Source organism: Symplocastrum torsivum (assembly GCF_059505465.1).
This window is the reverse complement of record NZ_JCACKQ010000018.1, coordinates 53,019-78,590: the sequence shown is the minus strand read 5'-3', so window position 1 is coordinate 78,590 and position 25,572 is coordinate 53,019. Positions and strand designations below refer to the sequence as shown.

The 25,572-nt window shown below is 46.4% G+C and carries 28 protein-coding genes; 19 read left to right on the top strand and 9 right to left on the bottom strand.

Annotated features, from left to right (window positions below; translation table 11 throughout):
* Positions 1–25: 25 nt before the first annotated feature.
* Positions 26–316: a hypothetical protein gene (locus AC5JL3_RS06680; RefSeq protein ID WP_496073729.1), complete on the bottom strand. Its 291-nt coding sequence runs from the start codon at positions 314–316 to the stop codon at positions 26–28.
* A 420-nt stretch (positions 317–736) separates the two neighbouring features.
* Here AC5JL3_RS06680 and AC5JL3_RS06675 point away from each other — a divergent pair, with 420 nt between their 5' ends.
* Entirely contained in the window at positions 737–928 is a 192-nt protein-coding gene (locus tag AC5JL3_RS06675; protein WP_496073728.1) for a hypothetical protein, read from the top strand.
* Between the two features lie 54 nt (positions 929–982).
* Positions 983–1,939 (top strand): putative 2-dehydropantoate 2-reductase, encoded by a 957-nt coding sequence (locus AC5JL3_RS06670; RefSeq protein WP_496073727.1) that lies wholly within the window; start codon positions 983–985, stop codon positions 1,937–1,939.
* A gap of 3 nt (positions 1,940–1,942) precedes the next feature.
* Here AC5JL3_RS06670 and AC5JL3_RS06665 read toward each other — a convergent pair whose 3' ends face one another.
* The gene (locus AC5JL3_RS06665; RefSeq protein ID WP_496073726.1) at positions 1,943–4,576 is read right to left on the bottom strand and encodes a U32 family peptidase; all 2,634 of its coding nucleotides are present in this window, start codon (positions 4,574–4,576) and stop codon (positions 1,943–1,945) included.
* Positions 4,577–4,759: 183 nt separating this feature from the next.
* Between AC5JL3_RS06665 and AC5JL3_RS06660 the strand changes: the two genes are divergently transcribed.
* Positions 4,760–5,044, top strand: a complete 285-nt coding sequence (locus AC5JL3_RS06660) for a UPF0175 family protein (RefSeq protein WP_496073725.1) — start codon at positions 4,760–4,762, stop codon at positions 5,042–5,044.
* Positions 5,041–5,538, top strand: a complete 498-nt coding sequence (locus AC5JL3_RS06655; RefSeq protein WP_496073724.1) for a PIN domain-containing protein — start codon at positions 5,041–5,043, stop codon at positions 5,536–5,538. Before AC5JL3_RS06660 ends, AC5JL3_RS06655 begins: the two co-directional genes overlap by 4 nt.
* Before the next feature lie 127 nt (positions 5,539–5,665).
* On the opposite strand, the gene AC5JL3_RS06650 is transcribed toward AC5JL3_RS06655, so the two are convergent.
* Positions 5,666–7,219 carry a YcjF family protein gene (locus tag AC5JL3_RS06650; protein ID WP_496073723.1) on the bottom strand — a complete coding sequence of 518 codons (1,554 nt, stop codon included), beginning with the start codon at positions 7,217–7,219 and terminating at the stop codon, positions 5,666–5,668.
* A 382-nt stretch (positions 7,220–7,601) separates the two neighbouring features.
* Here AC5JL3_RS06650 and AC5JL3_RS06645 point away from each other — a divergent pair, with 382 nt between their 5' ends.
* The 5 genes from AC5JL3_RS06645 (at position 7,602) to AC5JL3_RS06625 (ending at position 13,293) form a co-directional block, all read left to right on the top strand.
* On the top strand, positions 7,602–9,407 hold the full coding sequence (locus tag AC5JL3_RS06645; protein ID WP_496073722.1) for a sensor histidine kinase: 1,806 nt from the start codon (positions 7,602–7,604) through the stop codon (positions 9,405–9,407).
* 182 nt (positions 9,408–9,589) lie between these two features.
* Positions 9,590–10,111 (top strand): DUF937 domain-containing protein, encoded by a 522-nt coding sequence (locus AC5JL3_RS06640; protein WP_496073721.1) that lies wholly within the window; start codon positions 9,590–9,592, stop codon positions 10,109–10,111.
* A 380-nt stretch (positions 10,112–10,491) separates the two neighbouring features.
* Entirely contained in the window at positions 10,492–11,013 is a 522-nt protein-coding gene (locus AC5JL3_RS06635; protein WP_496073720.1) for a hypothetical protein, read from the top strand.
* A gap of 271 nt (positions 11,014–11,284) precedes the next feature.
* Positions 11,285–12,631 carry an erythromycin esterase family protein gene (locus tag AC5JL3_RS06630; protein ID WP_496073719.1) on the top strand — a complete coding sequence of 449 codons (1,347 nt, stop codon included), beginning with the start codon at positions 11,285–11,287 and terminating at the stop codon, positions 12,629–12,631.
* 38 nt (positions 12,632–12,669) lie between these two features.
* Entirely contained in the window at positions 12,670–13,293 is a 624-nt protein-coding gene (locus tag AC5JL3_RS06625) for a cold shock domain-containing protein (RefSeq protein ID WP_496073718.1), read from the top strand.
* Positions 13,294–13,576: 283 nt separating this feature from the next.
* On the opposite strand, the gene pdxR is transcribed toward AC5JL3_RS06625, so the two are convergent.
* A complete protein-coding gene (pdxR, locus tag AC5JL3_RS06620) occupies positions 13,577–15,034 on the bottom strand; it encodes a MocR-like pyridoxine biosynthesis transcription factor PdxR (RefSeq protein WP_496073717.1) in 1,458 nt (485 codons plus the stop codon).
* A 100-nt stretch (positions 15,035–15,134) separates the two neighbouring features.
* Between pdxR and AC5JL3_RS06615 the strand changes: the two genes are divergently transcribed.
* The 5 genes from AC5JL3_RS06615 (at position 15,135) to AC5JL3_RS06595 (ending at position 19,028) form a co-directional block, all read left to right on the top strand.
* The gene (locus tag AC5JL3_RS06615) at positions 15,135–15,929 is read left to right on the top strand and encodes a pyridoxamine 5'-phosphate oxidase family protein (RefSeq protein ID WP_496073716.1); all 795 of its coding nucleotides are present in this window, start codon (positions 15,135–15,137) and stop codon (positions 15,927–15,929) included.
* 133 nt (positions 15,930–16,062) lie between these two features.
* Entirely contained in the window at positions 16,063–16,617 is a 555-nt protein-coding gene (locus AC5JL3_RS06610; protein ID WP_496073715.1) for an REP-associated tyrosine transposase, read from the top strand.
* 12 nt (positions 16,618–16,629) lie between these two features.
* Positions 16,630–16,767 carry a hypothetical protein gene (locus AC5JL3_RS06605; protein ID WP_496073714.1) on the top strand — a complete coding sequence of 46 codons (138 nt, stop codon included), beginning with the start codon at positions 16,630–16,632 and terminating at the stop codon, positions 16,765–16,767.
* A gap of 2 nt (positions 16,768–16,769) precedes the next feature.
* Entirely contained in the window at positions 16,770–17,804 is a 1,035-nt protein-coding gene (locus AC5JL3_RS06600; protein ID WP_496073713.1) for a LysR family transcriptional regulator, read from the top strand.
* A 117-nt stretch (positions 17,805–17,921) separates the two neighbouring features.
* On the top strand, positions 17,922–19,028 hold the full coding sequence (locus tag AC5JL3_RS06595) for an anthranilate phosphoribosyltransferase family protein (protein WP_496073712.1): 1,107 nt from the start codon (positions 17,922–17,924) through the stop codon (positions 19,026–19,028).
* Positions 19,029–19,031: 3 nt separating this feature from the next.
* Here AC5JL3_RS06595 and rsmH read toward each other — a convergent pair whose 3' ends face one another.
* On the bottom strand, positions 19,032–19,928 hold the full coding sequence (gene rsmH / locus AC5JL3_RS06590; protein WP_496073711.1) for a 16S rRNA (cytosine(1402)-N(4))-methyltransferase RsmH: 897 nt from the start codon (positions 19,926–19,928) through the stop codon (positions 19,032–19,034).
* Between the two features lie 238 nt (positions 19,929–20,166).
* Between rsmH and AC5JL3_RS06585 the strand changes: the two genes are divergently transcribed.
* Together AC5JL3_RS06585 and cynS are read left to right on the top strand one after the other, a co-directional pair.
* On the top strand, positions 20,167–21,351 hold the full coding sequence (locus AC5JL3_RS06585) for an NAD(P)H-quinone oxidoreductase subunit H (RefSeq protein WP_496073710.1): 1,185 nt from the start codon (positions 20,167–20,169) through the stop codon (positions 21,349–21,351).
* Between the two features lie 302 nt (positions 21,352–21,653).
* A complete protein-coding gene (cynS, locus tag AC5JL3_RS06580) occupies positions 21,654–22,097 on the top strand; it encodes a cyanase (RefSeq protein WP_496073709.1) in 444 nt (147 codons plus the stop codon).
* A gap of 175 nt (positions 22,098–22,272) precedes the next feature.
* On the opposite strand, the gene AC5JL3_RS06575 is transcribed toward cynS, so the two are convergent.
* Positions 22,273–22,593 (bottom strand): hypothetical protein, encoded by a 321-nt coding sequence (locus AC5JL3_RS06575; RefSeq protein WP_496073708.1) that lies wholly within the window; start codon positions 22,591–22,593, stop codon positions 22,273–22,275.
* Between the two features lie 110 nt (positions 22,594–22,703).
* Positions 22,704–22,895 (bottom strand): hypothetical protein, encoded by a 192-nt coding sequence (locus AC5JL3_RS06570; protein ID WP_496073707.1) that lies wholly within the window; start codon positions 22,893–22,895, stop codon positions 22,704–22,706.
* A 492-nt stretch (positions 22,896–23,387) separates the two neighbouring features.
* Here AC5JL3_RS06570 and AC5JL3_RS06565 point away from each other — a divergent pair, with 492 nt between their 5' ends.
* Positions 23,388–23,597 (top strand): DUF4351 domain-containing protein, encoded by a 210-nt coding sequence (locus tag AC5JL3_RS06565; protein WP_496073706.1) that lies wholly within the window; start codon positions 23,388–23,390, stop codon positions 23,595–23,597.
* A gap of 233 nt (positions 23,598–23,830) precedes the next feature.
* On the opposite strand, the gene AC5JL3_RS06560 is transcribed toward AC5JL3_RS06565, so the two are convergent.
* Positions 23,831–24,082 carry a helix-turn-helix transcriptional regulator gene (locus AC5JL3_RS06560; RefSeq protein WP_496073705.1) on the bottom strand — a complete coding sequence of 84 codons (252 nt, stop codon included), beginning with the start codon at positions 24,080–24,082 and terminating at the stop codon, positions 23,831–23,833.
* Between the two features lie 272 nt (positions 24,083–24,354).
* Between AC5JL3_RS06560 and AC5JL3_RS06555 the strand changes: the two genes are divergently transcribed.
* Both AC5JL3_RS06555 and AC5JL3_RS06550 read left to right on the top strand, forming a co-directional pair.
* Positions 24,355–24,576, top strand: a complete 222-nt coding sequence (locus AC5JL3_RS06555; RefSeq protein WP_496073704.1) for a hypothetical protein — start codon at positions 24,355–24,357, stop codon at positions 24,574–24,576.
* 7 nt (positions 24,577–24,583) lie between these two features.
* Complete coding sequence (locus tag AC5JL3_RS06550; RefSeq protein ID WP_496073703.1) at positions 24,584–24,973, top strand: hypothetical protein; 390 nt, start codon at positions 24,584–24,586, stop codon at positions 24,971–24,973.
* Between the two features lie 26 nt (positions 24,974–24,999).
* Here the strand turns inward: AC5JL3_RS06550 and AC5JL3_RS06545 are convergent, their stop codons facing one another.
* On the bottom strand, positions 25,000–25,569 hold the full coding sequence (locus AC5JL3_RS06545; protein WP_496073702.1) for a GNAT family N-acetyltransferase: 570 nt from the start codon (positions 25,567–25,569) through the stop codon (positions 25,000–25,002).
* Positions 25,570–25,572: the final 3 nt, after the last annotated feature.

Genomic DNA, 25,572 nt, shown 5'->3' with positions numbered 1-25,572 from the left:
CCTTTTTGCTTCCTTTTTTAACTGGTCACTTATTTCCGCCTCGCTGCACTAGTTGCTCTGTCCGCTGTTTCTTCGGGAGTGACACAAGTTGAAGCACTGATGTATTGACTTTTTTCCCTTGCATCAAAGGGTTTTGTTCCTGAAAGGGGAGCCAGACACTCCATTGCTTGATCTGGCTACTGTGGTTGGTTACCAATAGGGTTGTTCCTATTAGCAGCGCAGACACTCCAGCACTAGAAGCAACTGCAAGTAGTTTTCTCCGTCGTTCACGTTTTAAGGGATTATACCGGGAGAAAATCAGACGTGGCTTATTCATAGAACCTCTTAGTGATGCACTGCCGTTTCAGCTCTAAATGAATGGTTGCTTTCAGATTATGCAAGTTATATTTTAGGCAGTACTAAGTAATGCGAGAATCCACCGTTGCAGGTAGAACTGGCATACTATTATCTATTAAGCAACCCCAAAAATTGCATCAATCGTAGGGCAGATTGACCTGAAATTGATGAAGTTGATGGGGGTTTATTTCTACTCAATCGCCTAGAAATATATCTCCATTGTTTATTATCCAACGTTGTCTCACTTGTGATCCCCCAATCTTCTATATAGGCTCCTGTAAGGCAAGGGAGCAGCCCCGGAGATTTTGACCGGAGAAGTTGTGGTCGTTGTTCAGTAGCACGTTCTCTGTGGCAGAGTTTGATATAGGGATACCACAAAAACTTTGTTTAGAGGAAACAGATGGATCGTTCAAAACTAGTTGCAATTATTACTGGGGCGATTTCAATCCTTTTAGCGATCGCTTATCTCCTCCTTGTCCAATTCTTGGACTTCCGAGGAGAGATGATACCCGCGCCTGTGAGTCAGCTACCCCAAGGAGTAGAAGTAGTGGAGGGCTACTTGATGCAGGATTTCCCCTTCTCCCGTGAGTAGAGAGGAATCAGGAGTGAGGGTGTCCAGGGACAAGCAAGACAGGAGGAATTTGAGATGAACTCAACATCTAATCGCACTTACGCCATCCTTGGCACAGGTGCCTTGGGTGGGTACTATGGTGCATGTCTACAACGAGCAGGCTTAGATGTTCATTTCTTGTTGCGTAGCGACTATGAACATGTTAAGGAACATGGTCTGATTGTTGAATCTCCAGACGACAATTTTACTCTCCCTCACGTCAATGCTTATCAGGATGTTGCGAAAATGCCAGCTTGTGACGTTGTGGTTGTTGCCCTGAAGACAACGCAAAACCACCTGCTACCTGAGATGTTACCCAGTGTGGTTAAGGATGAGGGTGTTGTCTTGGTGTTGCAAAACGGTCTAAATATCGAAGAGGACGTTGCCCAAATTGTTGGAACACAACGGGTAATTGGGGGCTTGTGTTTCTTGTGTTCTAATAAAGTGGAACAGGGGCATATCCGCCACCTCGACTACAAGGAAATTAAGCTTGGCGAATATACTCCTAACTATCAACTGGGTGGCATTACTGAACGAATGCGTCAAATTGCTGGTGACTTTGAACGTTCTAGTATCCCTATCCAATTAGCAGAAGACTTGTTGCTTGCTCGTTGGCAGAAACTGGTCTGGAACATCCCTTACAATGGGCTTTCTGTAGTTATGAATGCCACAACGGATGAATTGATGACGGATGAAGATGCTCGGTCATTAGTCGAGCAGTTGATGAGTGAAGTCGTTGCTGGTGCAGCAGCGGCTGGTCGTATGATTAGCGATCTCTTTATCCAACAAATGCTCGACCATACAGAAAAGATGACACCATACCGCACCAGCATGAAGGTTGACTACGATGAAAAGCGTCCCCTGGAAGTAGAGGCAATTGTCGGTAACCCATTGCGTTCTGCTATCGCTGCTGGTGCTAATGTGCCATTGATTTCGATGCTTTACCGCCAGTTGAAGTTTCTTGATGTCAAGAATCGCCGTTCAAAGGGATGACTGTCAATGGATAACAGGTGTGGATACTCCCAAAGGCCCGCGAGTTACGCCAAGCTGATTTTGCAGCTTCAGCTTTTTCCAGAGTTGAGAACCTGTAATCTCTCCCTGTAGCAGTTGGTTGTAGCGATGAATCGTCTGCTTTACCTGATCAGGTGTTTCGTTGACAAATTCAATTCGGAAGTAGCGCACACCCAGTTCTATCAAACGTTGCACATATTCTGCTCCGGTTTGGGCGGTGCCGTTAAATATGGTGTTTCGACAGCCAGCATCCGCTTGGAGGATGTGTTCTGTGCCAACGCGAACACCCTTCGGGCGCACTTCGTTAACACGTAACTTCACCTCATGCTTCTCACAAGGTCGTCCACAGTTGGTGTAGTCCGTCCCCGTTGATAGAAAGGCACAGAATACACAATGCTCCATGTGAAACATCGGCATATGCTGATGAATTGTTACCTCAAACCAATGAGATGGGCAACTAGTAAGCAACTCTTCCAATTGGTTGATGTTCAAGTCGTAAGATGGTGTAAGTCGTTCCAGCCCAAATTGCTGCTTAAAGTAGTCTGCTGTCAAAGGATTGGCAACATTGAGGGCGAAATCCCCAATGCAACGCTCTGCTGCAAAGAACTGTAGGTGGTCAAAGTTACGCACCAGATACCCATCCGCTTCACAGGAGCGTACTTGCTGCAAGATATACTTCTCCCCTGGTTTGGTAATCCGAGGCGGTGCAACCCAGATAGATTGGTTTGGGATTTGATTCTGGCGCACCAACTGCACGGCTTCTCGGTAAGCACGGGGGTCTTCAAATTCACAATAGAGTGTCTCAATTCCTGCTTGGAGTGCCGCTTGCAGTTGCTTCAAGTTTCGCACCAGCACGATGAGGGATGGGGAGATGGAGAGATCGGGAGATGAGGAGATGGGGAGTAAATCTTGAAGGGAAGCGTTTGAGTTGAGCTGCCAGTGTTTGGGTAGCGATCGCAATTCCTCCAACTGTGTCACAATCTCGCGCCGCAGATGGTTCAACTCGCTTACGGGTAGCATAACGGCATCAATGAGGTGATTAGTCAATGCTTTTAAACAGAAAGGCGTATTACCCAGACGACCTAACTGTTCTTGTAAACGCTCTATTGTTAGGGGTTTGGTATGCGCTTCGACTAGGGGCATTGAGGACTCGACCTGAACGACATGACCGAGTTCGTCACGGGCAATTACTGCTAATGGTTGACCGTTTTCTCCATGAATTTCCAGGTCAATCGGACGCTGAAATTGCGGATTATCTCCAGCAAAACTCTGGCGCAATTGCTTATCTAGTTCTGGGTCACTAGTTTTCCAGACCTTATCGCCTATATGCACCCGTCGCCAATCTAAGTCACGTCGCCCAAATCTCAGTATGGTTTCTTGACCTCGCTGTTCCACAGCATAGATTCGACCGCCTTCTTCCTTTGCTTCTGGATGACCACTGTCAAAGACAACACCATCTCCCGGTTTGACTGGCGCTTGCAACCGCACTGTTACTTGTTCATTGCGGATACGGGTCACTTCGCCCAGGTAAACCCCGCGCTTTTTGCCAAAGCGGGCATGAACCAGTTCCTGATTATTAATTCCTTGAAACCAACCTGTATGGACTCCACGCGAGAATGCCATCTCTAGGTTGTAGCGTTCTTGGTTCTTTACCTGGTATTGGTTGGGTTCATTAGTCTCTGATACGGAGAGGGGAGCTTGAGTTCCCCCTTCCCTTGCAGGGAAGGGGGTTAGGGGGTTAGGTCTCTCTAACTCCGCCATCACCCGATCCAGCGCTTCTCGATAAACACGAGTCACATTGGCAACGTATTCTGGTGTTTTCAAGCGACCTTCAATTTTCAGACAGCTTACCCCTGTTCTCACCAACTCTGGCAGAACCTCCAGCCCTGCTAAGTCTTGGGGACTGAGCAGATATTTGCGATCGCCCAAATCCACCACTTTCCCATCAGCAATTAGCTCATAAGGCATTCGGCAAGCTTGAGCGCACTCTCCCCGATTAGCAGAACGTCCCCCTAATGCTTCACTAGTCAAGCATTGACCAGAATAGGCAACACACAAAGCACCATGCACAAAAACTTCTAACGGCAGTGAGGCATCCCGTTGTGCAAGCTGCTTCTGGATTTTGTTGATTTCCTTGAGAGAACATTCACGCGCCAAGACAACCAACTGGCAGCCAAGTGATTTAGCAAATTCCACCCCAGTCGCACTGGTAATGGTCATCTGGGTAGAGGCATGAATAGGAAAATCGGGCGAGAGATGACGAATTAGACGGCAAATCCCGACATCCTGAACGATTACCGCATCCACACCCGCCGCAATAATTGTACGGAGATACTGCTGTGCCTCTACCAATTCCTTGGGAAAGACCAGGGTATTGAGGGTGACGTAGCCTTTCACGCCCCGACGATGCAGGAATGCCATCAAGCGGGGTAACTCTGCCTCTGTGAAGTTTTGCGCCCGCATTCGCGCATTAAACCGCTCCAACCCGAAATAGATGGCATCTGCCCCATTTTCCACAGCGGCTTTGGCACAGTCCCAATTCCCTGCTGGGGCAAGCAGTTCTGGTCGTTGAAAAGTCGGTTGGGTAGCTTCGGGGAGTTGTGTGCGATCGGCGTTCATTAGCTTCGTAGCGGGTTAGATGGCACTAACCAATGGTTAGGGGTTCATTTGCCATGATATCGCTGCTAGTTTTGGAGAGAGCGATCGCAAACCTCGACTAATCACTGAGCGTTCATCATCAGCATTCCTGATGAGAATTGATACACTGAGGATGCCTCACGGACTCCCACTCTGCAAAACCCCATGAGTACCCTCACCGTTAACCTAAAGATACCAAGAGATTTACTTGGCGCACTTGACGTTCCAGAGGCACAACTAGAAGCACAAATTTTGGAGCTGGTTGCGCTAGAGTTATTTCGACAAGAACGTATCTCGACAGGCAAAGGCGCTGAGTTGCTGAAAATTTCCAAATGGGAATTTATTCAGTTGCTTGCACAACAGGACATTCCCTACTTCACAGAATCAGCAGACGAATTGGCAGCAGAAGTCGCAACAGCTCAGAGCCTCTTGAATCGTAATCCTTCATGATAATTGTTGCCAATGCTGGACCTCTTATTGCTTTAGCTCGGATTAATCATTTTGAATTGCTGCGCTTGCTGTACAGGGAATTGATTATACCAACTGCGGTTCAAGATGAAGTGGTTGACTCTGGGCAAACCCGTCCAGGAGCAATTGAGGTGGAGGCGGCTAAGTGGATACGAGTTGCCACTGTTGAGAATCAAACCGCTGTTGAACTTTTGAGGGAACGATTAGACAGGGGTGAGAGTGAAGCAATTATTCTAGCCATTGAGTTAGAAGCCGAGTTGTTATTAATCGATGAAGCAAGGGGGAGACGAGTCGCGCAAGCTCAGGGACTCAATTACATTGGTACTGTAGGTGTATTAATTCAAGCAAGGCAAAATGGACTGATTACGGCTATAACCCCGTTACTGGATGAGTTGATTGCTTCAGGGTTTCGCATGGATGAGGCACTATATCGAACCGCTCAGGAATTGGTGAATGAAGCTGAAAACTCCGAGTGATGCTCTGTTTGATGTGAAGGCGATCGCTTTCCTCAGTTGCAGTATAGTTTTCCTTAAAGGCAACGGAAGAATATCCATTGCAAATTAAAGATTAAATACAAGCGAGTTCAAGTTTTGAATTTTGAATTCAAGAACGGTCATTGGATGAGTTGGGTTCCTCTTCCTCTGTAGATCGAGCTTCTAAAGGTCTGACAACCCGTGCGATCGCTTCGGCAATGAACGCCTTAACAAACTCATCTTTGCGATTCAACTGAAACTGCCGTTGCACCACCTCAGTCATGCCACCATCGCCCCAGTCTTGATCGTGACGGAAATATTCAATAAAGCTCTTACCCGCAATGCGTGTTAGATAAGCCGCACTAACTCCCTGAATCGCTTTGCCAACAAGATAGGTGGCAACATTTAGCTGAAGCGCTCTCGAAACTAATTCAATCGCTCCTCTAACAATTCCCAAACTTGCAAGCGTTTTGCCCAAAGAAAGCGCTAGCTCCCGTCCTCGCTCCATATTCAGTTCACAGCCGTAGATTCTGCCAATTTCAATGACCATTTGGGCATTAACAGCAGCCGTTGCCAACAAATCCACCACAGGTAAAGGAGTCACGGCGATGACACCTGCACCAATCCACTGAAAGCGTTCCACCACCTTCTCCGCCTGCCGTCTGCGCTGGTTATCGATCAAGCGTCGAGCTTCTTCTCCTAAGCGCTGGGACTGTAGGAGGATGTTGTCAGCTACCAAGTCTTCCCCTTCGGCTCTCAAAACGGCAGCAAGGCGTTTGATGAGTGGCATGATGTCTGGATCGGGTTGGAGAGTTTCGCCTGTCTCTAGCTGTGCCAATTGGGGATTGGCTGCGATCGCAACTACGTCCATTGTCGCAATAAATCCTCGCACTCGCTGCCGTAATCGTGCCAAAATCGTTTCCTTGTCAGCTTCCGAATAGAGGTCAGTTTTATTAAGGACAAGCAGACTACGCTTCCCAATCTCTGCTAAGCGACGTAATGGTTCATATTCCGACTGCCGTAAATCGTTATCGACAACAAACAACAACAAATCAGCTTCCGTTGCTAACTGCCGCGCCATTTGCTCCCGTTCTGTCCCAGCTACCCCTGCCTCTAAAATCCCAGGTGTATCGGTAATTAGAATCTGACGGTTTAATCCCTTTAACTTCAGGCTATACGTCTCACCTACCTCTGTTGTCCCCATCGGCGCACCAACTTGCCCCACCATCCGCCCAATGAGCGCGTTTACAAGCGATGTTTTCCCGGCTGAACCTGTACCAAAAACAACAACTAGTAATTCTCCACGGGCTAAAATGGCTTCAATCTCTCGTGAACGACTGAGTAATTCTTGTCGTGCCACTTCATCCTGAATCTGCGTTACTTGTTGCCGTATTGCTTTGAGCGTTTCCTCGGCTGCCTCTGTTTTCTCAACGGGTACTTTTGGGGTTAAGCGACGTCTGCGGGATTCTTTGCGCGATCGCTGAAATAGCCCTACATAATAAATAAAGGCAACGATTAACATTCCAATTAGGCAAATCAGCAGCAACAGCAGCAAATTCGCTAGTAAGGGAGCTGTAAATGAGATTTGAATATACAGCCGATATAAAGAATTAATCAGCCAAAGCATTAACCCCAGGATTAGGCTAAGACCAAGAATCAGCGTTAATAGGCGTGAGAGGGGCATGTAATGAATTGGGCTTTTTGTTCACATTTTAAAACGGCAAAGTCTGAGTAGCTGTTTTTATCACAGAGCCATCAGCACTCAGCAGGTTTGATGCCGCTACGCAATCCTCGGAAATCGAGCCTTTGGTAGGAGTGTAAATCTCCTTCAAGTTTTAACTGAAAGTTATTTACTTTGATGACTGCTGTAGTAAATACACCGATTACATTAATCTGAGCTTGAAGTTAATATAATTCAGATGAGTAGGGAAAGATACTGTAGAACCTTGCTTCTAGCATCTGTCTCAGGGATGAAGGATAATCATAATGATTGCTGCTTTGGAAAGTCACCCCTGGACAACTAAGAGTAAATATTTTGCTACTGCTTGAAGGAGCTTTTATCTAGAGTGAACCCTCAATCTCTCCCAAATCATCTACAGTTACCTTCCAAAAACTGGATAGGGTGGGTATCTCAACGGCTAAGCATTCGTCAAAAGATCGCTTTTGGCTATGCACTAGCACTCGGTGTTGCCGTTGTAGGGACGACTGTTGGACTCGCGATCGCCAATTACTACGAGCAACAAGCTGAAGCGCAAAAAGAACACGCTATGGAGGAGATACGTTCTTTAGATCGTTTGCAAACTAGTAGTCTCCAGACACTGACACATCAGCAACAGTTTATTTTCCTTCTAGGAAAATCGAAACCTTGGCAGAGCGAGTATGCTCATTACCTTGAGCATTCTGCCGAGTTTAAGCTGCTATGGTCTACTTATAAATCCTCCCACAGTAATCTAAAACGACCTAAAGATACAGATTTAAATGATGATTTTGCTTCAACAAGAAACTTTATGCAAGCTTACAAAGGTCTTCCCGAAGCGTACATCGAACAATCTGACAAAAACTTGAAGCAAATTACCTCGCTAAATTTAAATTCTGAGGGGATTAAGGTAGCACAAAAACTGCTTTTAGATTTTAATGATAGTCCAATTGCTTTTAAATTTGATAGTTTTTCTGATGACCTGACTGAACTTGCCAACTTTGCTCATGAGGACTATGAACAAGCAAAAGTATATTATGAGACAGCTCAGACAATTCGAGTTCAAATCGTTACAGCTAGCATCTTATTATCGGTTGTGATCGCTATTTTGTTAGCGCTGTACATCAGTCGTGCGATCGCTATGCCAATTCAATCAACAACAAACATTGCTCAGAAAGTTACCAAAGAAAAGAATTTTGACTTACAAGCGCCCGTAACTACTAAAGATGAAGTGGGAGATTTAACTCTCTCATTCAATGAATTGATTCAACAGGTGAAGCAGCTTCTTGAAGAACAAAAAGCGGCTAGTCGAGATCAGATGATACAAAGTGAGAAAATGTCTAGCCTAGGGCGAATGATGGCTGGAGTCGCCCATGAAGTCAATAATCCTCTGAACTTCATCTATGGCAACTTGATTTATGCTAGTGATTATGTTGAAAAACTCTTAGTGCTTCTAGAAGCCTACACTGCTGAGATTCCTCACCCTTCAGAAGCTATCCAAGAAATGCAGGAGGAAATTGACTTAGAGTTTCTAAAAGAAGACTTGCCGAAAGTATTACAGTCGATGAAACTTGGTGCAGAACGTGCGACTCAAATTGTTCTTAGCTTAAAAGACTTCTCTAGGCTTGATAAGTCAAACCCGCATCCTGTCGATTTACACGCTTGCATGGATAGCACCCTCCTTATCCTGAATAATCGCCTGAAAAAAGAGATTAAAGTGATTCGGAACTATGACAATATTCTAGCAATTGAAGGCTATGCGGGTCTACTGTATCAGGTATTTATGAATCTGCTCAGTAATGCGATTGATGCTTTAGAAAAATCAAGCGAAAGCAAGCTGATTGCCATTACAATAGAATGCCAAGATCAGGATTCAGTTGTTATTAAAATTACAGACAACGGTTTGGGCATCTCTCCAGAGAATCAGGCAAAGATATTTGATGCCTTCTTTACGACGAAACCTAGAGGTGTGGGAACAGGATTAGGTTTAGCCATTAGTCGAGAGATTATAGTCGAGAAACATGGTGGCAAAATCACCTGTAATTCTGAGGAGGGAGTTGGCACAGAATTTGCGATCGCACTTCCAATCAAACATCAATATACTTCTAAACCCTATAACCAGTTCGACTCGCTAGCTACCACCGCCGAAAAAGCTCATCGTGTAAACTTAATCTGAAAATAGGTGGTAGGTGTTAGGTGGCAGGGGAGAGGGATTTTCATAGCAATCTTTGTGTACTCCTATGGGTGTCTAATCTGAAATAGGCGGGGGAAGAGAGATTTTCATTCTTTAGGTTAGAGGCAAGCCACCTTTAACTTGTGCGATATTCAAAAGCAGTGAATTTTTGAGTAAAACGAACTATGGGACTCTTTGACCAGATTTTAGGCGCAATAAACAATCCTGAGCAGCAAGCTAGTTCAGGTCAGATAGGCGATGTCCTCAGTACTGTTCAACAATTGAGTAACAATTCCAACACCGACCCTTCAGCCGTTCAATCGGTGTTCTCAATTGTAGGAAAATATGCTCGCTCGGCTCTGCAACAAAAGCGAAGCACTGCTGGTAATGAGCAAACTCAAGATTTTGTCAATCAATTCGGTGGCACTCATCCCAGCAATCAAGCTGTCCAGTTACTCTTTAATGCTCCTCAAATCCAGCAGATTGTTCAAGAAGCAGCACAAAGGACAGGATTAAGTAGCGCTACGATTCAAGCAATGTTGCCAATCCTGGTTCCCGTAGTCTTGAAGCTTCTTCAAACGGGTAACAGTACCCAAAACCCTCAAGGTTCAAATCCTGTTCTCCAAACCTTCTTAGATGCCGATGGCGATGGCGACGTTGATATGGCTGATGCCTTGCAGATGGCAGGGCGTTACATGAGTCGATAGTGTCGTTTGTTGTTTGTTATTTGTCTTCTTTAACAAACAACAAAGCGGCGGGCACCTATCTCTCCTCCTCAGAAGAAAAGGGCTGCCCGCCGCTTCCTGTAAACTGTTATGAGAGGCTTGATGCAATCCAATTAAGAGTAATGATTCGTACTAAAACTCTTACTCTAGACAGGTGCATAAGTAATACAAACTAAAGTTAACTAGCTGATTCTCTACTATTAGCTAGAGGCACAGCGATAGTATATGAGACACCATGACTTGCATAGTTTTGAGTGCTTGTTGTGTGAACGACTAAACATTAAGCCAAACTGACTAACGTTAATTAGCAGGGCGGGACAAGCACAATTTCTACTACAGCAAGACAGGAGTGAAACTCAATCATGAAAATACTCAACCAAGTTTTGAGTGCCCTTGATAATCCTGATCAAGATGCCACTTCCGGTCAAATGGCTGTGATGCTTAATACCGTGCAGCAGCTAGGGGACACGTATAGTACAGACTTGTTGACTGTGCGATCGATGCTGTCGATTGTCGGAAACCATATTCGCTCTGCTTTGCAGCAAAAGCGGACTACAGAGGGTACGGCACAGGCAGAAGCCGTGGTCGATCGCTACAGTGGCACTTATCCTAACGATCAAGCGGTTAATGTACTCTTTAGCTCTCCTCAAGTAGAGGGCATTGTGCAAGAGATTGCCAACCGAACCGGGTTGAATGCTGCAACGATTCGAGATATGTTGCCGATTCTAGTTCCCTTGGTGTTGAACTTCTTGAAAACTGGCAGTAAAGCGCAGCATTCCGAAGGCGGCAATCCAGTGCTCAATGCTTTCCTGGATGCTGATGGTGATAGAGACATTGATATTGCAGATGCCATCCTGCTGGCAGGACGCCATGTTGGTGGGTAAGGGGCTAAGAAACTAGTGCCGCTCCCTTGGAAGTCAAAAGTCAAAAACCTTGCTTTTGTAGTGAGCTTTACTGTTTACCTTAATACAGCCTCATCTGCTAGACAGAGTATGTAGATGTAGTATCACGCTCCGTTGGCTAGAGGCAAGGGAATTTTCAGCTTTTTAAGATGCTAATTAACTGGAGGCATTAACTCGGTGTCAGCAAGTATTCAATGATGAGTTTTTGTGAGAAGCGATCGCCTTGAGGCGAAATGCTAAGAGATTTAGAACCATGCCAGATGTAACAAGGACTAAACTAACCGATGCAGTACGTGAAGCTGCTTATCGCTTAACGGGTACAGCCGAAGACTACGATCCATTGATGGATTTAATTGGGGATGCCCGCATTGTACTGATTGGAGAAGCCTCTCATGGCACTCATGAGTTTTATGAACAACGGATTGAAATTACCAAACGACTCATTCAAGAAAAAGGTTTTACAGCAGTAGCGGTTGAGGCAGATTGGCCTGATGCTTACCGCGTGAACCGCTATGTCCGAGGTGTCAATGATGATGCTACAGCCGTTGAAGCTTTGGGAGAATTCCAAGACTTTCCAATCTGGATGTGGCGCAACACGGATGTACTTAACTTCATCAATTGGCTACGTCAGTATAACGATGCGTTACCTCAAAATGCCCGTAAAGTGGGCTTTTATGGGCTTGACCTCTATAGTATGCACGCCTCCATCGACGCTGTTCTGGGTTACCTGGACAAGGTTGATCCAGACGCTGCCAAGCAAGCACGCTCCCGTTACTCGTGCTTTGAACATTTTCGGGAGGATACCCAAACCTACGGGTATGCGACAAGTGTTGGTCTAGCTGAGTCCTGTGAGGATGAAGCCGTTAATCAGCTAATAGAATTGCAACGTCGGACGGCTGAGTATGCTCAACGGGATGGGCAAGTGGCAGAGGACGAATTCTTCTACGCTGAACAGAACGCCCGTTTAGTAAAAAATGCAGAAGAATACTACCGCTCGATGTTTCGGGGTCGAGTGTCGTCGTGGAACATTCGCGATCGCCATATGGCTGGGACACTTGACGGACTGGTTGCTCACCTAGAGCAACAGGGAAATCAGGCGAAAGTTGTGGTTTGGGAACACAACTCGCATCTTGGGGATGCACGAGCAACAGAGATGGGAGATGCGGGTGAATTCAATGTTGGGCAACTGGTGCGTGAACGATATGGTCGGGATGCCATACTCATTGGCTTCAGTACCTACACAGGTAGTGTCACCGCCGCTTCTGACTGGGGTGCTTCTGCCGAACTTAAGCGGGTTCGACCTGCATTGCCAGAGAGTTATGAGGCACTGTTTCATAACACAGGTTTACCTCGCTTCCTGCTGAATTTACGGGATGGGGGTGAGGTAGTCAAAGAACTGCGAAAACCTCGCTTGGAACGTGCGATCGGGGTTATCTACCGCCCGGATACCGAGCGCATGAGCCACTACTTCCGCACCCGACTCTCCGATCAGTTCGATGCTGTAATCCACATTGATGAAACACGGGCGGTGGAACCTCTAGAGCGCACTGCCCGATGGGAGACAGACGAGGTACCAGAAACCTTTCCTTCCGCTCTCTAACGTGCCGAATCAACAATACCAAAATTGGAGAATAGGTTATGAAAGTTCCCTTAGAAATTACTTATCGAGATGTTGAGAAAACCGCTGCCATTGATGCATTAGTCCACGAAAAGGTTGCCAAGCTGGAGCAAGTTTGCGATTACATCAGTAGCTGCCATATTGCGATCGAAAAACCCCACGATCGCCCAAGTAACGGTTCTCCCTATCGGGTGCGGATCGACATGACCGTACCCCCCGGTCACGAACTCGTTGCAGACAGCCATCCAGGAGAGGGTACACAGTACGATCCACTTGATGTAGTTATCCGAGATGCCTTCAAGGCAGCACTCCGTCAGCTCAAAAAACTCACTAAACAGCAGCATGAGAGCGATAAGGCTCAGACCCATGAAGCACAGGATTCCATCGCGCTAGTAACCAAGCTCTTTCCTGAGGAGGGATATGGCTTTCTCAAAACCCTAGATGGTCAGGATATCTACTTCCACCAAAATAGCGTACTTAATGACGACTTTGAACGGTTAGAAATTGGCACGGGGGTGCATTTCTTTCTAGAGGAAGGTGAGGAGGGGCCTCAGGCAAGCACAGTGAAGATTGTTGATAAACCAGGTGCTAGCGTTGGCAAGTCGGAGCAGACCCTCATTGAACCGCCTCTAGGGTGGCAGTAGTGGATATTAGGGATTTAGGGATTGAGGATGATTCGGTAAGAATTCTGAGTTCCTTTGCCCTGTTGTCATTGCTCTGGTATCAAAATAATAGACCTCTTGCTTGCAGTCGATGGATGCCTACAGACTGAAGTCTGAGGCTAGACAAACTAAACCCGCCTTCGCGGGTTTTAAGAGTCCGCCTTCGCGGACTTCGTTTTTGTAGCCGCGATTTCCAATCGCCAAGTATTTTCCAAGAGATCTAACAAACGAGGGAGGGAGTTCTGTAAGGGGCATCACTGTTTTGTTACGACAGTGCTTGGCATAATCTGCGGACTCCCTCTTGAATTTGCGGCTCATCGAGTTCGGTATAACCTAGGACAAACTCATTTCTACTGCCACTCTTGAGATAGTAAAAAGAGGCAGGGATTAAGCCCACGCCCACTTGTGCCGCCCGATTCAGGATGTCTCGCTCACTCAAGTGGGTGTGCAACCGTATCATCAGATGCAGTCCTGCGTTCTCACCCAAAATTGTTACTTGCTCTCCCACATGTTGCAATAGACATTGCACAAGCGTCCGACGACGTTGGTCATAAAGGTTACGCATCCGCCGGATATGGCGTTCTAGATGTCCTTCTTTAATAAAGTCTGTGAGGACGTATTGCTCCAACAGAGGCGATTGACGGTCTGTAAGCCACTTGGCGCGATCGCATACCTGCACTAAACTCGGTGGCACAACCAGATAGCCCATTCGTAAGGCGGGAAATAGTACCTTCGAGAAGGTGCTAATGTAAACTACTGAGTCACTTGAGCCTAGTCCTTGTAAGGCAGGAATTGGGCGATCGCTATATCGGTACTCACTGTCATAATCGTCCTCAATAATCGTTGCACCTGTCTTTTGCGCCCACGCCAGTAGCTCCAAGCGTCGTGGTAGGGACAAGATAGCACCTGTTGGGAATTGGTGAGATGGAGTTACATAAACGAGTTTGATTGCTCCTGGGGCTGTTGCCAAACTCTTGACCATGAATCCTGACTCATCAACAGCTACAGGATGTAGACAAGCCCCTTGTGCTAGGAACGTGCGTCTTGCTCCTAGATAACCTGGATCTTCCATGGCAATCCAGTCACCGCGATCAATCAACAGGCGTGTTACTAAGTCAAGGGCTTGCTGGGAACCACTGACGATAATCACTTGGTCAGGTTTGCACTGTACAGCACGAGAGCGGGATATGTAAGACGCGATCGCTTCCCGCAATGGCTTATATCCTCGCGAGTCTTGAGCATAGCCGAATATATCTGAGCTAAAGCGGCAATGGCGTGACAAAAGCCGTCGCCACAGCTTCAACGGAAAATGGTCAATCGCTGGTCGTCCATAGCGAAAATGAATCATCGCTTCTGGTTCTTTGGGTCTCAACAAGTCGTTAGTCGTGAGGCTGGCACCATAGGCTGACAGTTGCTTCGGGAAAGGTGCCGCTTCCGCTATAGATTTAATCGGTGCAGGTTCCAATAGGTCATCTGGGAGTTGCTGACAGACAAAAGTTCCTGAACCTCTAACAGCTTGGAGGTAACCCTCACTGAGAAGTTGCTCGTAGCTCAGAGTCACGGTAGCACGCGAGATTCCAAGAGACTGAGCCATGGTTCGTGTTGAAGGGATGCGCTGTCCTGACATTAATCGCCCTGTAAGGATTGCGCGTCGTAACTCCTCATACAGTTGACGGTGCAAAGGTAGTGCAACCTGGGGGTCAAGGGTAATCGCTAAGTCCATACGGGTTTAAAAGTGGACTGGTTATTAATCACAAAAGTGGTGCTTGTGCAAGTCCACTTAGCTAACTACTCTAGCTGTGTAGCGCTAAGAGACAAAGGTCATGAGTTACAAAGCACCAGAAGTCAGTGAAGAGAACTTTACCCCGACACAAAGAACTACCCTTAAGCGAGTGCCAAAGCGAGGGCATTATGAGCGAGATCTTGTTTACCAAATTTTGGATGAAGGGTTGGTGTGCCATGTTGGATTTGTCGTAGACGGACAGCCTTATGTCATTCCGACCGCTTACGGACGAGTCGAGGATAAGCTCTATATTCATGGCTCACCTGCAAGTCGGATGCTGCGATCGCTACAGACAGGTATTGATGTCTGTGTAACTGTGACTTTGATTGATGGTTTAGTGCTAGCTCGTTCGGCATTCCATCATTCAATGAACTACAGATCAGTCGTCGTATTTGGGACAGCCACAACTGTACAGGATGCTGATCAGAAGCTAGAAGCGCTTTATGCTTTTTCTGAGCATATTGTTGCTGGACGGTGGGCAGAGGTGCGTCCACCTAGCCGTCAGGAACTTGCAGGAACTTTGGTTTTGGCTCTACCACTTACTGAAGCTTCCGCTAAGGTACGGACGGGGCCACCTGTTGATGATGAAGCTGACTATGAGTTACCCGTATGGGCAGGTGAAATCCCCTTGAAAGTTGTTGCCACTCAACCCATTAATGACCCTCGTCTAGGCTCGGAGATTGAACCTCCTACCTATGTGTGCAATTATTCCAGACCCACTGGAGTGGACGAAAAAGCGATCGCCCTTCCAACGGAAATACCAATTTCAGTTATTCCAGAAGAGTGTCCCTATTCCCTAGAGTTAGTGTTGGACGAGGACTGGTTACCCAATTAAAATATTTGAAATCCTTTTTGCCTTAATGAACGATCACCCCTTCCAAAAGTAGGGTGCGTCATGACGCACCCTACCAAGTGGCAACACACCCACCAATATGGGCATCTTGATCATGGACTCTACCGATTGAGCCATGCCTAATTACAGACGCGCCTATATTGCTGGTGGCACCTACTTCATCACTCAAGTGACCTATCAGCGTCAACCTTGGCTATGCAGCAAGATTACTCGTACCGCGCTTCGTACTGCAATCGAAACGGTGCGTCAACAGTATCCTTTTTCAATTGATGCCTTTGTGCTGTTGCCTGACCACTTTCATTGCATCTGGACATTACCATCGGGAGATAGCGATTATTCAACTCGGTTGCGGCTCATTAAAGGCTATGTGACAAAGCAATGCGGCAATCACCTTGATCTACCTCCAGTCGTTTCAGCCTCTCGACAAAAACGAGGGGAACAGAATCTCTGGCAACGGCGATTTTGGGAGCATGTGATCCGTGACGAAGACGATTTTACCCAGCATTGCGATTATATTCATTACAATCCCGTAGCCCATGGCTTATGCCAGGTTCCCCAACAATGGGAGTTTTCGAGCCTGCATCGATTGATTGTAGAAGGAATGTATACGGCAGATTGGGGAATGGATGGTAAAGGCGTTGAACCCCTAAGTTGGGATGGTGGCGAATAAGTAGGGTGCGTCATGACGCACTCTACTTATTCGCTTGGTAATCCTGGTGACATGCCCTACCTGATTCGATTGCCTGTATCAAGCTCTACCAAACTGCAACAGCAAATCCGTTATCGTCATGGCATTAAGAATGTAATCTTATTTACATAACTATGCGGATTGAGCAGTTGCAAGCGTTTCTGGCTGTTGCCGAAACAGGGAATTTCGGACAGGCAGCACAAAAATGTGGGGTAACGCAGTCCACAGTCAGCCGACAAATTCAGTCGTTAGAAAATGACTTGGGTTTGCCACTGTTTCATCGCACGGCTCAAGCTAAGCTGACGCTAGGAGGGGAACATCTCCTGCCTCATGCTCGCAAAATCTGTCAGGAGTGGCACTCGGCAACGCAGGAATTAGCAGAATTAATGGCAGGGAAGCAGCCAGAACTCTGTGTGGCAGCAATTCACTCAGTCTGTTCTCATTACTTACCTCCAATATTGCAGCAGTTTTGCAAAAATTACCCAGATGTGCAGTTACGGGTGACAGCATTAGGAAGCGATCGCGCTTTAAAAGTCCTCCGAGATGGTTTGGTTGATGTTGCGATTGTGATGAATAATCGCTTTTTGACCGCTAGCCCAGAAATGATTGTTGATGTCTTATTCAACGAACCTATTGAAGTCTTAATGGCGGCAAATCACCCCCTCACTCAACACGAACAGGTGCCTTGGGCAGAACTCATTCAGTATCCGCAAGTCGTGTTTAAAGATGGCTACGGGATGCAGCGCCTGGTACAAGAGCGATTCTCCCGGTTTGGAGCCAAACTGAAAGCGGTGATGGAGTTGAATACCTTAGAAGCGTTTCGTGGTGTTGTGCGGCAGGGAGAATTAATTGCTTTGTTGCCGAAATCAGCTTTAGTAGAGGCTTGTACTGACCCAACTCTGGCAGTCCGTGCGATCGCCAATTTACCACCGTCACTAACGACACCCAATAACCTTGTCGGCAATGTCTCAACCTCAGATTCCAGCCTAAGTCGCCAGGTCGTTATGGTTACAACTCAAGACCGACTTCTCGTTCCTCCTATTCATTACTTTTGTCAGCTAGTGCGTCAGTTGGGGCTATCTAGCGTTAATCCACCCTCATCCTCAGAAGGTAATAATTGCTCAGACCTTTCCAGCCATTTGACCAAGAAAGTGATGAATTATGAGTGATTGGGAAGATTACTAGGAAAGATGCTTGAGATTTCTTAGTCTCCAGTCCCCAAAACTGTTTAATTGGGCTTAACTTAATTCATAATTTCTCAATCCAAAGCTGACGACGAAACTGCCATGAGTGATGCTTTTAGGGAATTGTTAAAGAAAGTGGGTAGTGGTGTCCACACGGGTAAAAATTTGAGTCGTGAGGAAGCCGCAGCAGCGACTCGGATGATGCTGTTACAAGAAGCAACCCCCGCTCAGATTGGCGCGTTTATGATTGCCCACCGGATTAAACGACCCACGAGTGAGGAACTGGCAGGAATGCTGGATGCTTATGACCAGCTAGGGCCAAAACTGCAACCTTGGGGAATGGGGAATGGGAAAGATTCTTCAACAATGCCCTCTTTCTCTCAACCCGTAACCGTACTTGGAACACCATATGATGGGCGATCGCGTACTGCACCTGTAACTCCACTAACTGCCCTGATTTTGGCAGCCGCTGGGGTACCTGTGTTGATGCATGGGGGCGATTGTATGCCGACGAAGTATGGTGTCCCCTTAGTTGAGATTTGGCAGGGATTAGGAGTTGATTTCTCGAAACTAACGCTCTTTCAGGTTCAGCAGTTACTGGAAACAACAGGTTTGGGATTTATCTATCTTCCCCAACACTTTCCTCAAGCGCATCAGTTGGTTCCCTACCGCGACCAACTTGGCAAACGTCCACCAGCAGCAACACTAGAACTCGTTTGGTGTCCTTATGCAGGAAATGCCCATATTGTTGCAGGATATGTGCATCCTCCCACGGAAGACCGATTTCGACATACCTTTGAGTTTCGAGGAACCACTAATTTCACGTTGGTAAAAGGATTAGAGGGGAGTTGTGACTTGCCACGCGATCGCACGGCAATTATTGCAGTTAGTCAGCCAGGTAGCAGTTCTAACTTTGAGCGTATCCTGCTGCATCCCCGTGACTACGGTTTTGCTGGTGCGGAAGTGCCTCTCGACTCAACCTCTCAACTGTTGGCACAGATGCAAGATGTTTTACAAGGTAAATCGTCTGAATTGATGCTGGCTGCCATTTGGAACGGTGGATTTTATCTGTGGCGATGTGGGGTTTGCCCCGATTTACCTACAGGTCTTGCCAAAGCGCAAGCGTTATTTTTAGGCGGAAATGCTGCCCAGAAACTACAGGAAGTAAGCGATGCGATCGCTTCAATGCAGTTAGTGGCTAGTCCCTAATTTCTATTCTTTCTGAAACACTCGCTCTGCAAATCTAAGTTTGGCAGAACGAGAACGAGGGTTTTCATTAAGTTCGTTTTCTTGGGCTATCACTGGCTTTTTAGTTAGTACCCGTAACAAAGTTGAATCTCGGAGGCTGTGCTTAACAAGGCGATCCTCTAAGCTATGAAAACTGATAATACCTAGTCTGCCCCCAGGCTTTAGCCAGTTCGGTGCCTTGTTCAAGAAGGTTTCTAGAGAGGACAATTCCTGGTTAACAACAATCCTTAAGGCTTGAAAAACGCGGGTAGCCGGATGTATTCTGCCATAGCGATATTTACGAGGGACACTATATGCGATCGCTTCTGCCAGTTGATCAGTCCTTTGAAACGGACGTTGTTCGACAATCCGCCGTGCAATTTGCCGAGATAGCCGTTCTTCCCCGTACTTGTAAAACGCATCCGCTAGTTGTGCTTCATCCCAGCGATTGATCACATCGGCAGCGGTGAGAGATTGACGCTGATCCATTCGCATATCTAAATCAGCAGCATGACGAAAACTAAAGCCTCGTTCTGGAATATCGAACTGAGCAGAGCTAACACCCAGATCGGCAATGATTCCATCAAATTGCTGGTTAAATGGCTGATATTCTGCAAAATTACCCTGCCAGAACTGGACGTGCTCACCATACTTTTCTAACTTGGCTTTTGCTGAGGCGATCGCCTCAGCATCTCGATCAATCGCTGTGATGTGAACATCTGATGCCGCTTCCAGAATTAGCTGGCTGTGTCCACCCCCACCCACCGTAGCATCCAGGTAATGCCCACCCGGACGAATGTCTAAACCTTCAATCAACTCTCGGCTCAGCACTGGCACATGTAAAAACGCCACTGGCTTCGCCTCTTCAGCACTAGTCTCCATATAATTAGTAAAGAGAAGCAACAAAAATCAATATATTGCACAAGACCTACCGCCATAAAGCTATCAAATATCAGCGATAAGCGAGTTCGTGCATTGTGCCTAGTCTGTTTTCCATTGTTAAATATCAACAGACTGCTGACTAGTAGGGGTAACTTGCCAAGTTGCACTACTGACTTTTGAAGCTGACTGTCTCTTGTTGCAACTGTCTAACCTGCCGAAACGGGAAACTGCTTAATTTATGGCACAAATTGAAACGAGAACAGAACCCATGGTTCTCAACATGGGTCCTCACCATCCTTCCATGCACGGGGTGTTGCGACTGATTGTTACTCTCGATGGCGAGGATGTGGTCGATTGCGAACCGGTAATTGGCTACCTGCACCGGGGCATGGAGAAAATTGCCGAGAACCGCACTAGCATCATGTACGTCCCCTACGTCAGTCGCTGGGACTATGCGGAGGGGATGTTCAATGAGGCAATTACCGTCAATGCCCCAGAAAAGTTAGCGGATATTGCGGTACCCAAACGCGCCAGCTACATCCGCGTAATCATGCTGGAGTTGAATCGGATTGCCAATCACCTGCTGTGGTTGGGACCGTTCATGGCTGACGTTGGTGCCCAGACACCCTTCTTCTACATCTTCCGCGAACGGGAGTTGATTTACGACCTATGGGAAGCCGCCACAGGGCAACGGATGGTCAACAACAACTACTTCCGCATTGGCGGGGTAGCAGCTGATCTAACTTACGGCTGGGTTGATAAGTGTTCTGATTTCTGTGACTACTTTATCGACAAAGTAGACGAGTACGAGCGCCTAATTACCGACAACCCGATCTTCCGGCGTCGGGTAGAGGGCGTTGGTACCATAAGCCGTGAAGAAGCGATTAACTGGGGACTTTCAGGTCCGATGCTGCGGGGTTCCGGTGTGAACTGGGATTTGCGGAAAGTAGACCACTACGAGTGCTACGACGACTTTGACTGGGAAGTGCAGTGGGAAACGGCTGGAGACTGCTTTGCCAGGTATTTAGTGCGGATTCGCGAGATGCGCGAGTCGGTTAAGATTATCCGTCAAGCCTTGAAAGGATTGCCTGGTGGTCCTTACGAGAATCTGGAAGCCAAGCGCATGGCAGAAGGGAAGAAATCCCAGTGGAACGACTTTGATTACCAGTTTGTTGGTAAGAAAATTGCTCCGACTTTCAAGATTCCCAAGGGTGAACACTATGTCCGTGTTGAAAGTGGCAAAGGAGAACTGGGAATTTTCATCGTTGGGGATGATAATGTCTTCCCTTGGCGTTGGAAGATTCGTGCTGCTGATTTCGTCAACCTGCAAATCTTACCCCAGCTCCTGCGGGGTGTGAAGCTAGCTGATATCATGCCAATTCTCGGTAGTGTTGATATCATCATGGGTTCTGTGGATCGATAAAGATTTTAACAAGTAATCCCAGAATCTTCTGGTTAAGTAGAGAGGCAAAAGAGAGAATTCTTTCTTTTGCCTTTTTCTTTTCCACCTCACCTGCTCTCTCATAATTAGCCAATTAGACACCATGAGCTATCGTTCGCAAACGTTGCGATAAAAATCCCTTTCCCCTATCACCTACAACCTAACCCCTAACACCTATTTTCAGATTAGCGATGTGCGATTTGCTACAGTTTTTAGGACTGCACAACCGCTTGAATAGGGCTACAAGGCTGTCTGCAACTGACAGCACGATGAGGAGTTTTTTTGTGTCTATTCCAGAAATTACTGCAGTGCTTTTAGCCGCCAAAAAAGCAAAAGGGCTAACTTTTGCTGACCTAGAGAAGATAGTTGGACGTGACGAAGTATGGATTTCAGCGGTATTCTACCGTCAAGCCAGTGCTTCTGAAGATGAGGCGAGTAAAATTATCTCGGCTTTGGGGTTAGAACCAGAAATGGTAGCAGAACTAACAGACTTTCCGGTGAAAGGGTCTTTAGACCCGGTTATTCCCACTGACCCGTTAATTTATCGGTTCTATGAGATTATGCAGGTGTATGGAATGCCCATGAAAGCCGTGATTCATGAAAAGTTTGGCGATGGCATCATGAGTGCGATTGATTTTACTTTGGATATCGAGAAAGAAGAAGACCCAAAAGGCGATCGCGTTAAAGTCATCATGTCAGGTAAGTTTCTACCCTACAAAAAGTGGTAAGTAGAAGCTAGAAGTAAGCGAACAAAATAGTAGTAAGCGAACGTTAATTTGTAGAGTGTCTATGGATTCACAATTAGGCTTGCATTAAATGCTAAATAGGGACGCACAATTGTACGTCCCTACCTAGTTTTTATTTATTCCAGCCCCTAAAGAGTTGGTATCAGTTTTTTACTACCTAGCTGGCTGATTCGACCAATAGCGACGAGCCTCCTGAGATGGCAGTATTCTGGATACTAGATTCAAGCGCTTTTCGGATATCACCATTTAACTCTCTGCTCAAAATCCGCTGAATCCTCTGCTGCCAATCTTCTTCGATATGGTCTTGTAGCATTTCAAGGGATGTAAGCAACCGTTGCCTGTCTAGTAGAGATAAATCTCTCATTAAGTCGTCGGCTTCCCAGAGCATCTGCTCTTGTGCTTCTGGAATAAGCTTTATCCAATTAGAAAGCAATAAGTTGCGTTCTACGATTGTCAGCTTCCATTGATACTCAGGCATGTTGCTTATCTCGTTTAACATTCCGATACCTGTTCCTAATCTAGAGAATGAATGTGAACAACTTGTCAAGAAAGCACTCTTTTTTGTGAAACAATTGTAAAAAGAGTGCTTTAGGTATTAGTACTTATAGCGTTGTCGATGTGCCGATAAAAGCTATGCGTCACGCGAATGTTGGTGTCGGCATCGGGAGTGTGGGAAGCGATCGCAGAGAATGTCCTCACCTTCGCTTCCGGTAGCGTAGAGTTATTTCCTAAGAAGTCGCTTTCATTTTGAAGGTGGATGGTTGACTGACAAAAGACCAAAAGTGATACCCTGTATGCTTTTCAATGGTTTGAGGCATGACTTTAACAGTCTTGCCTTTTCGTCTTTCAGGGCTTTGTCTGTTGTATCCGGATAGTTTTGTTAGTTAATCCGTTGAATGTAGAAAAAGGATAAGCGATCGCATCTGACAACCCAATGGCAGATTGCTCTTGATTTTTAGAAGTGGTTAGTGTGCTTGTCCCTTCGTTGTCTTTGGCGCGATCGCATTACCAAAAACATAAGCGATTCTTCTTGGGAAACGCTTCGCTAACCTCCTTTCTTGCTCCTAGTGCGAACTAGGTTTAATGCCAAAATTAGGGCATTTATGACAGATAATCGGGTAAAAGGAGTGCAGTCTAACCTGAATAACCATGTCTTTTGACAATACCTGTAAATATCTTTCAGAAACTTACCCAAATCCCTTTGTTGGTAGGTTAATCTGCCAACTTTTCAGCAAAGGAATTATGCGGGAATCTGTTATTTACCAATAAATTTTGGAAGAAGGACGAGAAGAAGGAAAGCGGGAAGAGGCATTAGCATACACTATGCGCCTGCTGACACGCCGGATTGGTACAGTAGAGCCGGAACTGGAAGCACAAATTCGAGAGCTAGCGACGCAAGAGCTAGAAGATTTGGGTGAAGCACTGTTAGATTTTTCGGAACCAGATGATCTGGACGCTTGGTTACAGGCTCGTCAGGATTAAAGAAGAAGTGCGATCGCATTACCCAAGAAATTAAGCGATCGCCTTTCTATTACTAAACAAGGGTAAGTGAACAGCTTTCGGTTTACCCTTTGTCCTACTGCGATTCTAATGGCGCGATCGCTACAAAGCCAAATCTACCAGAGGCGATCGTCATTTACCTAACCGTCCTCTGATTGCCATTTGCGCTGACGCTCGAAGACTCGCTAACGCTTCACTAGCGTAGCGCTACGCAATCACGGTGGTGGTTTATCCTCAAGAACACCAGTCACATCAATTCCTAACGCCTTACATACAGTCTGGAGCGGAACTCCTAACTCACGCGCTAGAGCAACTGCCCTGTCAATTCGTGGCAGTTTAATCCCATTTTCCCAATCGTAAATTTGGCGTTCAGATACTCCAATACGCCTCCCCAGTTCAGTTCGGGTTAGTTCAGCCGCTTCTCTGAGAAGTCTCAATGGAGATTTCCCTTCGTTTGAGTCAGTCATCTTTGAGCTAAAGTTCCGGAACTTTAGCTCTTGACATCCAGAAGTAACAGGAGCTAAAGTTCATGTTGGTAAGCATAAAAGACCAGCAAGTTTAACTGGCTCCGTCAGTATATGGCGTAGCTGACTGGTCTTTCCTTATTAATGTCTCATCTTAATCAAATACCCATGAGGAAATTACACGCGAACAAATTCCTACGTGTCGCGCCAGATGTTGCTGCCCTCACAACAGCACTACAAGCAAAGCAATCCAGAGCCAGTGTTAAGAGAGTTTCATGACCTACAAAGACAAGCTGAATCCGTGGTGCATCATCCGTCCTGTCTCTAATGTCCAGATGCGAATTGTTGGGCGCTTTCGTCGCCGCAGTGATGCTGAGGGACATCTGCGAATCCTAAAACAACTGATTCCAAATGTTCCCTTGGAAATTATGTTTGACATCGCGGCAGAAGACACCGACCCGGAAGTCCTGCTGAGGCAGAGGTCATGCGAGGAGTGAAGCCATCATGACTACTCTATTTCGTCGCCTCCAACCTACCCACAAATTCCGCATCAGTATCACTTGCATCGCGCAATTGCTGAGAATCCCCAAGCACTTAATTGTGCGCGTCGAAGCTTGGGCATATGTCGTATTTGTCCATCGTTGCGACAAAGGTGGAGAATTCATTAGTTATCGCCAATTAAAACACTGGCAAAATGCAGTAGCTTATCAAATTCAGAACTGCTCCACTTGGCAACAACTGCGGCAATTGTGGCTGGCGATTGAAGACGATTATAACCAACATAAAAAGCAGTACAACAAGGAGCATTATCCCTTCTTATGCAAAATCTGGACAAAATGCTGGGAGCTACTTTGCAACAAACAAGAGCTAGTCGAAGTGGCAATCAATTTTTGATACGAAAAATGTGAACAAAGTAACGATCAAGCCAACTTCCAGTGAGGGTTGATTAAACTCGTGAGAATGTGATCTTGCCACTGTCCATTGATCAGGAGATAGTCACGAGCATAACCTTCAACCACAAACTCAAGTCGCTTCAGGAGCCTACCGCTACGTTGATTATGTGGCAAATAAGATGCCATAATTCGGTGCATATTCAATTCAGTAAATACATAACTGAGACTTACCTTTAAAGCTTCCGTCATGTAGCCTTTTCCCTGAGAAGCTTCCGCCAGGTTGTAGCCCAGAGTACAGGATTGAAACACTCCTCGAACAAAATTACGAAAGTTAATTGACCCGATGATTACGCTCTCATTCTCCTTCTCAAAAAGAAAAAGCCTCAGGGAGCGGTCAGTGTTAAAGTCATCCAGGGCTTCTTTCACCTGTTTACACCAGTAGCTTTCTGTATAGAAGTCTGAAAATCTAAGCGGTTCAAAGGGGGCAAGATGAACCTTATTGTCAGTGTAGTAATGAATAATCTCTGGAACGTCATCTAAGCAAGCAAGGCGCAAGAGAACTCTTGTACTTTCAATTGTTGGAAGAGCCTTTTCCATACC

Coding starts and splice junctions, on each gene's coding strand:
- AC5JL3_RS06550 (WP_496073703.1), top strand. CDS start 24,584: ATGACTACTCTATTTCGTCGCCTCCAACCTACCCACAAATTCCGCATC.
- AC5JL3_RS06615 (WP_496073716.1), top strand. CDS start 15,135: ATGAGTTACAAAGCACCAGAAGTCAGTGAAGAGAACTTTACCCCGACA.
- AC5JL3_RS06595 (WP_496073712.1), top strand. CDS start 17,922: ATGAGTGATGCTTTTAGGGAATTGTTAAAGAAAGTGGGTAGTGGTGTC.
- AC5JL3_RS06640 (WP_496073721.1), top strand. CDS start 9,590: ATGGGACTCTTTGACCAGATTTTAGGCGCAATAAACAATCCTGAGCAG.
- AC5JL3_RS06625 (WP_496073718.1), top strand. CDS start 12,670: ATGAAAGTTCCCTTAGAAATTACTTATCGAGATGTTGAGAAAACCGCT.
- AC5JL3_RS06650 (WP_496073723.1), bottom strand. CDS start 7,219: ATGCCCCTCTCACGCCTATTAACGCTGATTCTTGGTCTTAGCCTAATC.
- AC5JL3_RS06585 (WP_496073710.1), top strand. CDS start 20,167: ATGGCACAAATTGAAACGAGAACAGAACCCATGGTTCTCAACATGGGT.
- AC5JL3_RS06660 (WP_496073725.1), top strand. CDS start 4,760: ATGAGTACCCTCACCGTTAACCTAAAGATACCAAGAGATTTACTTGGC.
- AC5JL3_RS06680 (WP_496073729.1), bottom strand. CDS start 316: ATGAATAAGCCACGTCTGATTTTCTCCCGGTATAATCCCTTAAAACGT.
- AC5JL3_RS06630 (WP_496073719.1), top strand. CDS start 11,285: ATGCCAGATGTAACAAGGACTAAACTAACCGATGCAGTACGTGAAGCT.
- AC5JL3_RS06575 (WP_496073708.1), bottom strand. CDS start 22,593: ATGCCTGAGTATCAATGGAAGCTGACAATCGTAGAACGCAACTTATTG.
- AC5JL3_RS06560 (WP_496073705.1), bottom strand. CDS start 24,082: ATGACTGACTCAAACGAAGGGAAATCTCCATTGAGACTTCTCAGAGAA.
- AC5JL3_RS06545 (WP_496073702.1), bottom strand. CDS start 25,569: ATGGAAAAGGCTCTTCCAACAATTGAAAGTACAAGAGTTCTCTTGCGC.
- AC5JL3_RS06670 (WP_496073727.1), top strand. CDS start 983: ATGAACTCAACATCTAATCGCACTTACGCCATCCTTGGCACAGGTGCC.
- AC5JL3_RS06635 (WP_496073720.1), top strand. CDS start 10,492: ATGAAAATACTCAACCAAGTTTTGAGTGCCCTTGATAATCCTGATCAA.
- AC5JL3_RS06600 (WP_496073713.1), top strand. CDS start 16,770: ATGCGGATTGAGCAGTTGCAAGCGTTTCTGGCTGTTGCCGAAACAGGG.
- AC5JL3_RS06555 (WP_496073704.1), top strand. CDS start 24,355: ATGACCTACAAAGACAAGCTGAATCCGTGGTGCATCATCCGTCCTGTC.
- AC5JL3_RS06655 (WP_496073724.1), top strand. CDS start 5,041: ATGATAATTGTTGCCAATGCTGGACCTCTTATTGCTTTAGCTCGGATT.
- AC5JL3_RS06605 (WP_496073714.1), top strand. CDS start 16,630: ATGACGCACTCTACTTATTCGCTTGGTAATCCTGGTGACATGCCCTAC.
- rsmH (WP_496073711.1), bottom strand. CDS start 19,928: ATGGAGACTAGTGCTGAAGAGGCGAAGCCAGTGGCGTTTTTACATGTG.
- AC5JL3_RS06610 (WP_496073715.1), top strand. CDS start 16,063: ATGCCTAATTACAGACGCGCCTATATTGCTGGTGGCACCTACTTCATC.
- pdxR (WP_496073717.1), bottom strand. CDS start 15,034: ATGGACTTAGCGATTACCCTTGACCCCCAGGTTGCACTACCTTTGCAC.
- AC5JL3_RS06665 (WP_496073726.1), bottom strand. CDS start 4,576: ATGAACGCCGATCGCACACAACTCCCCGAAGCTACCCAACCGACTTTT.
- AC5JL3_RS06675 (WP_496073728.1), top strand. CDS start 737: ATGGATCGTTCAAAACTAGTTGCAATTATTACTGGGGCGATTTCAATC.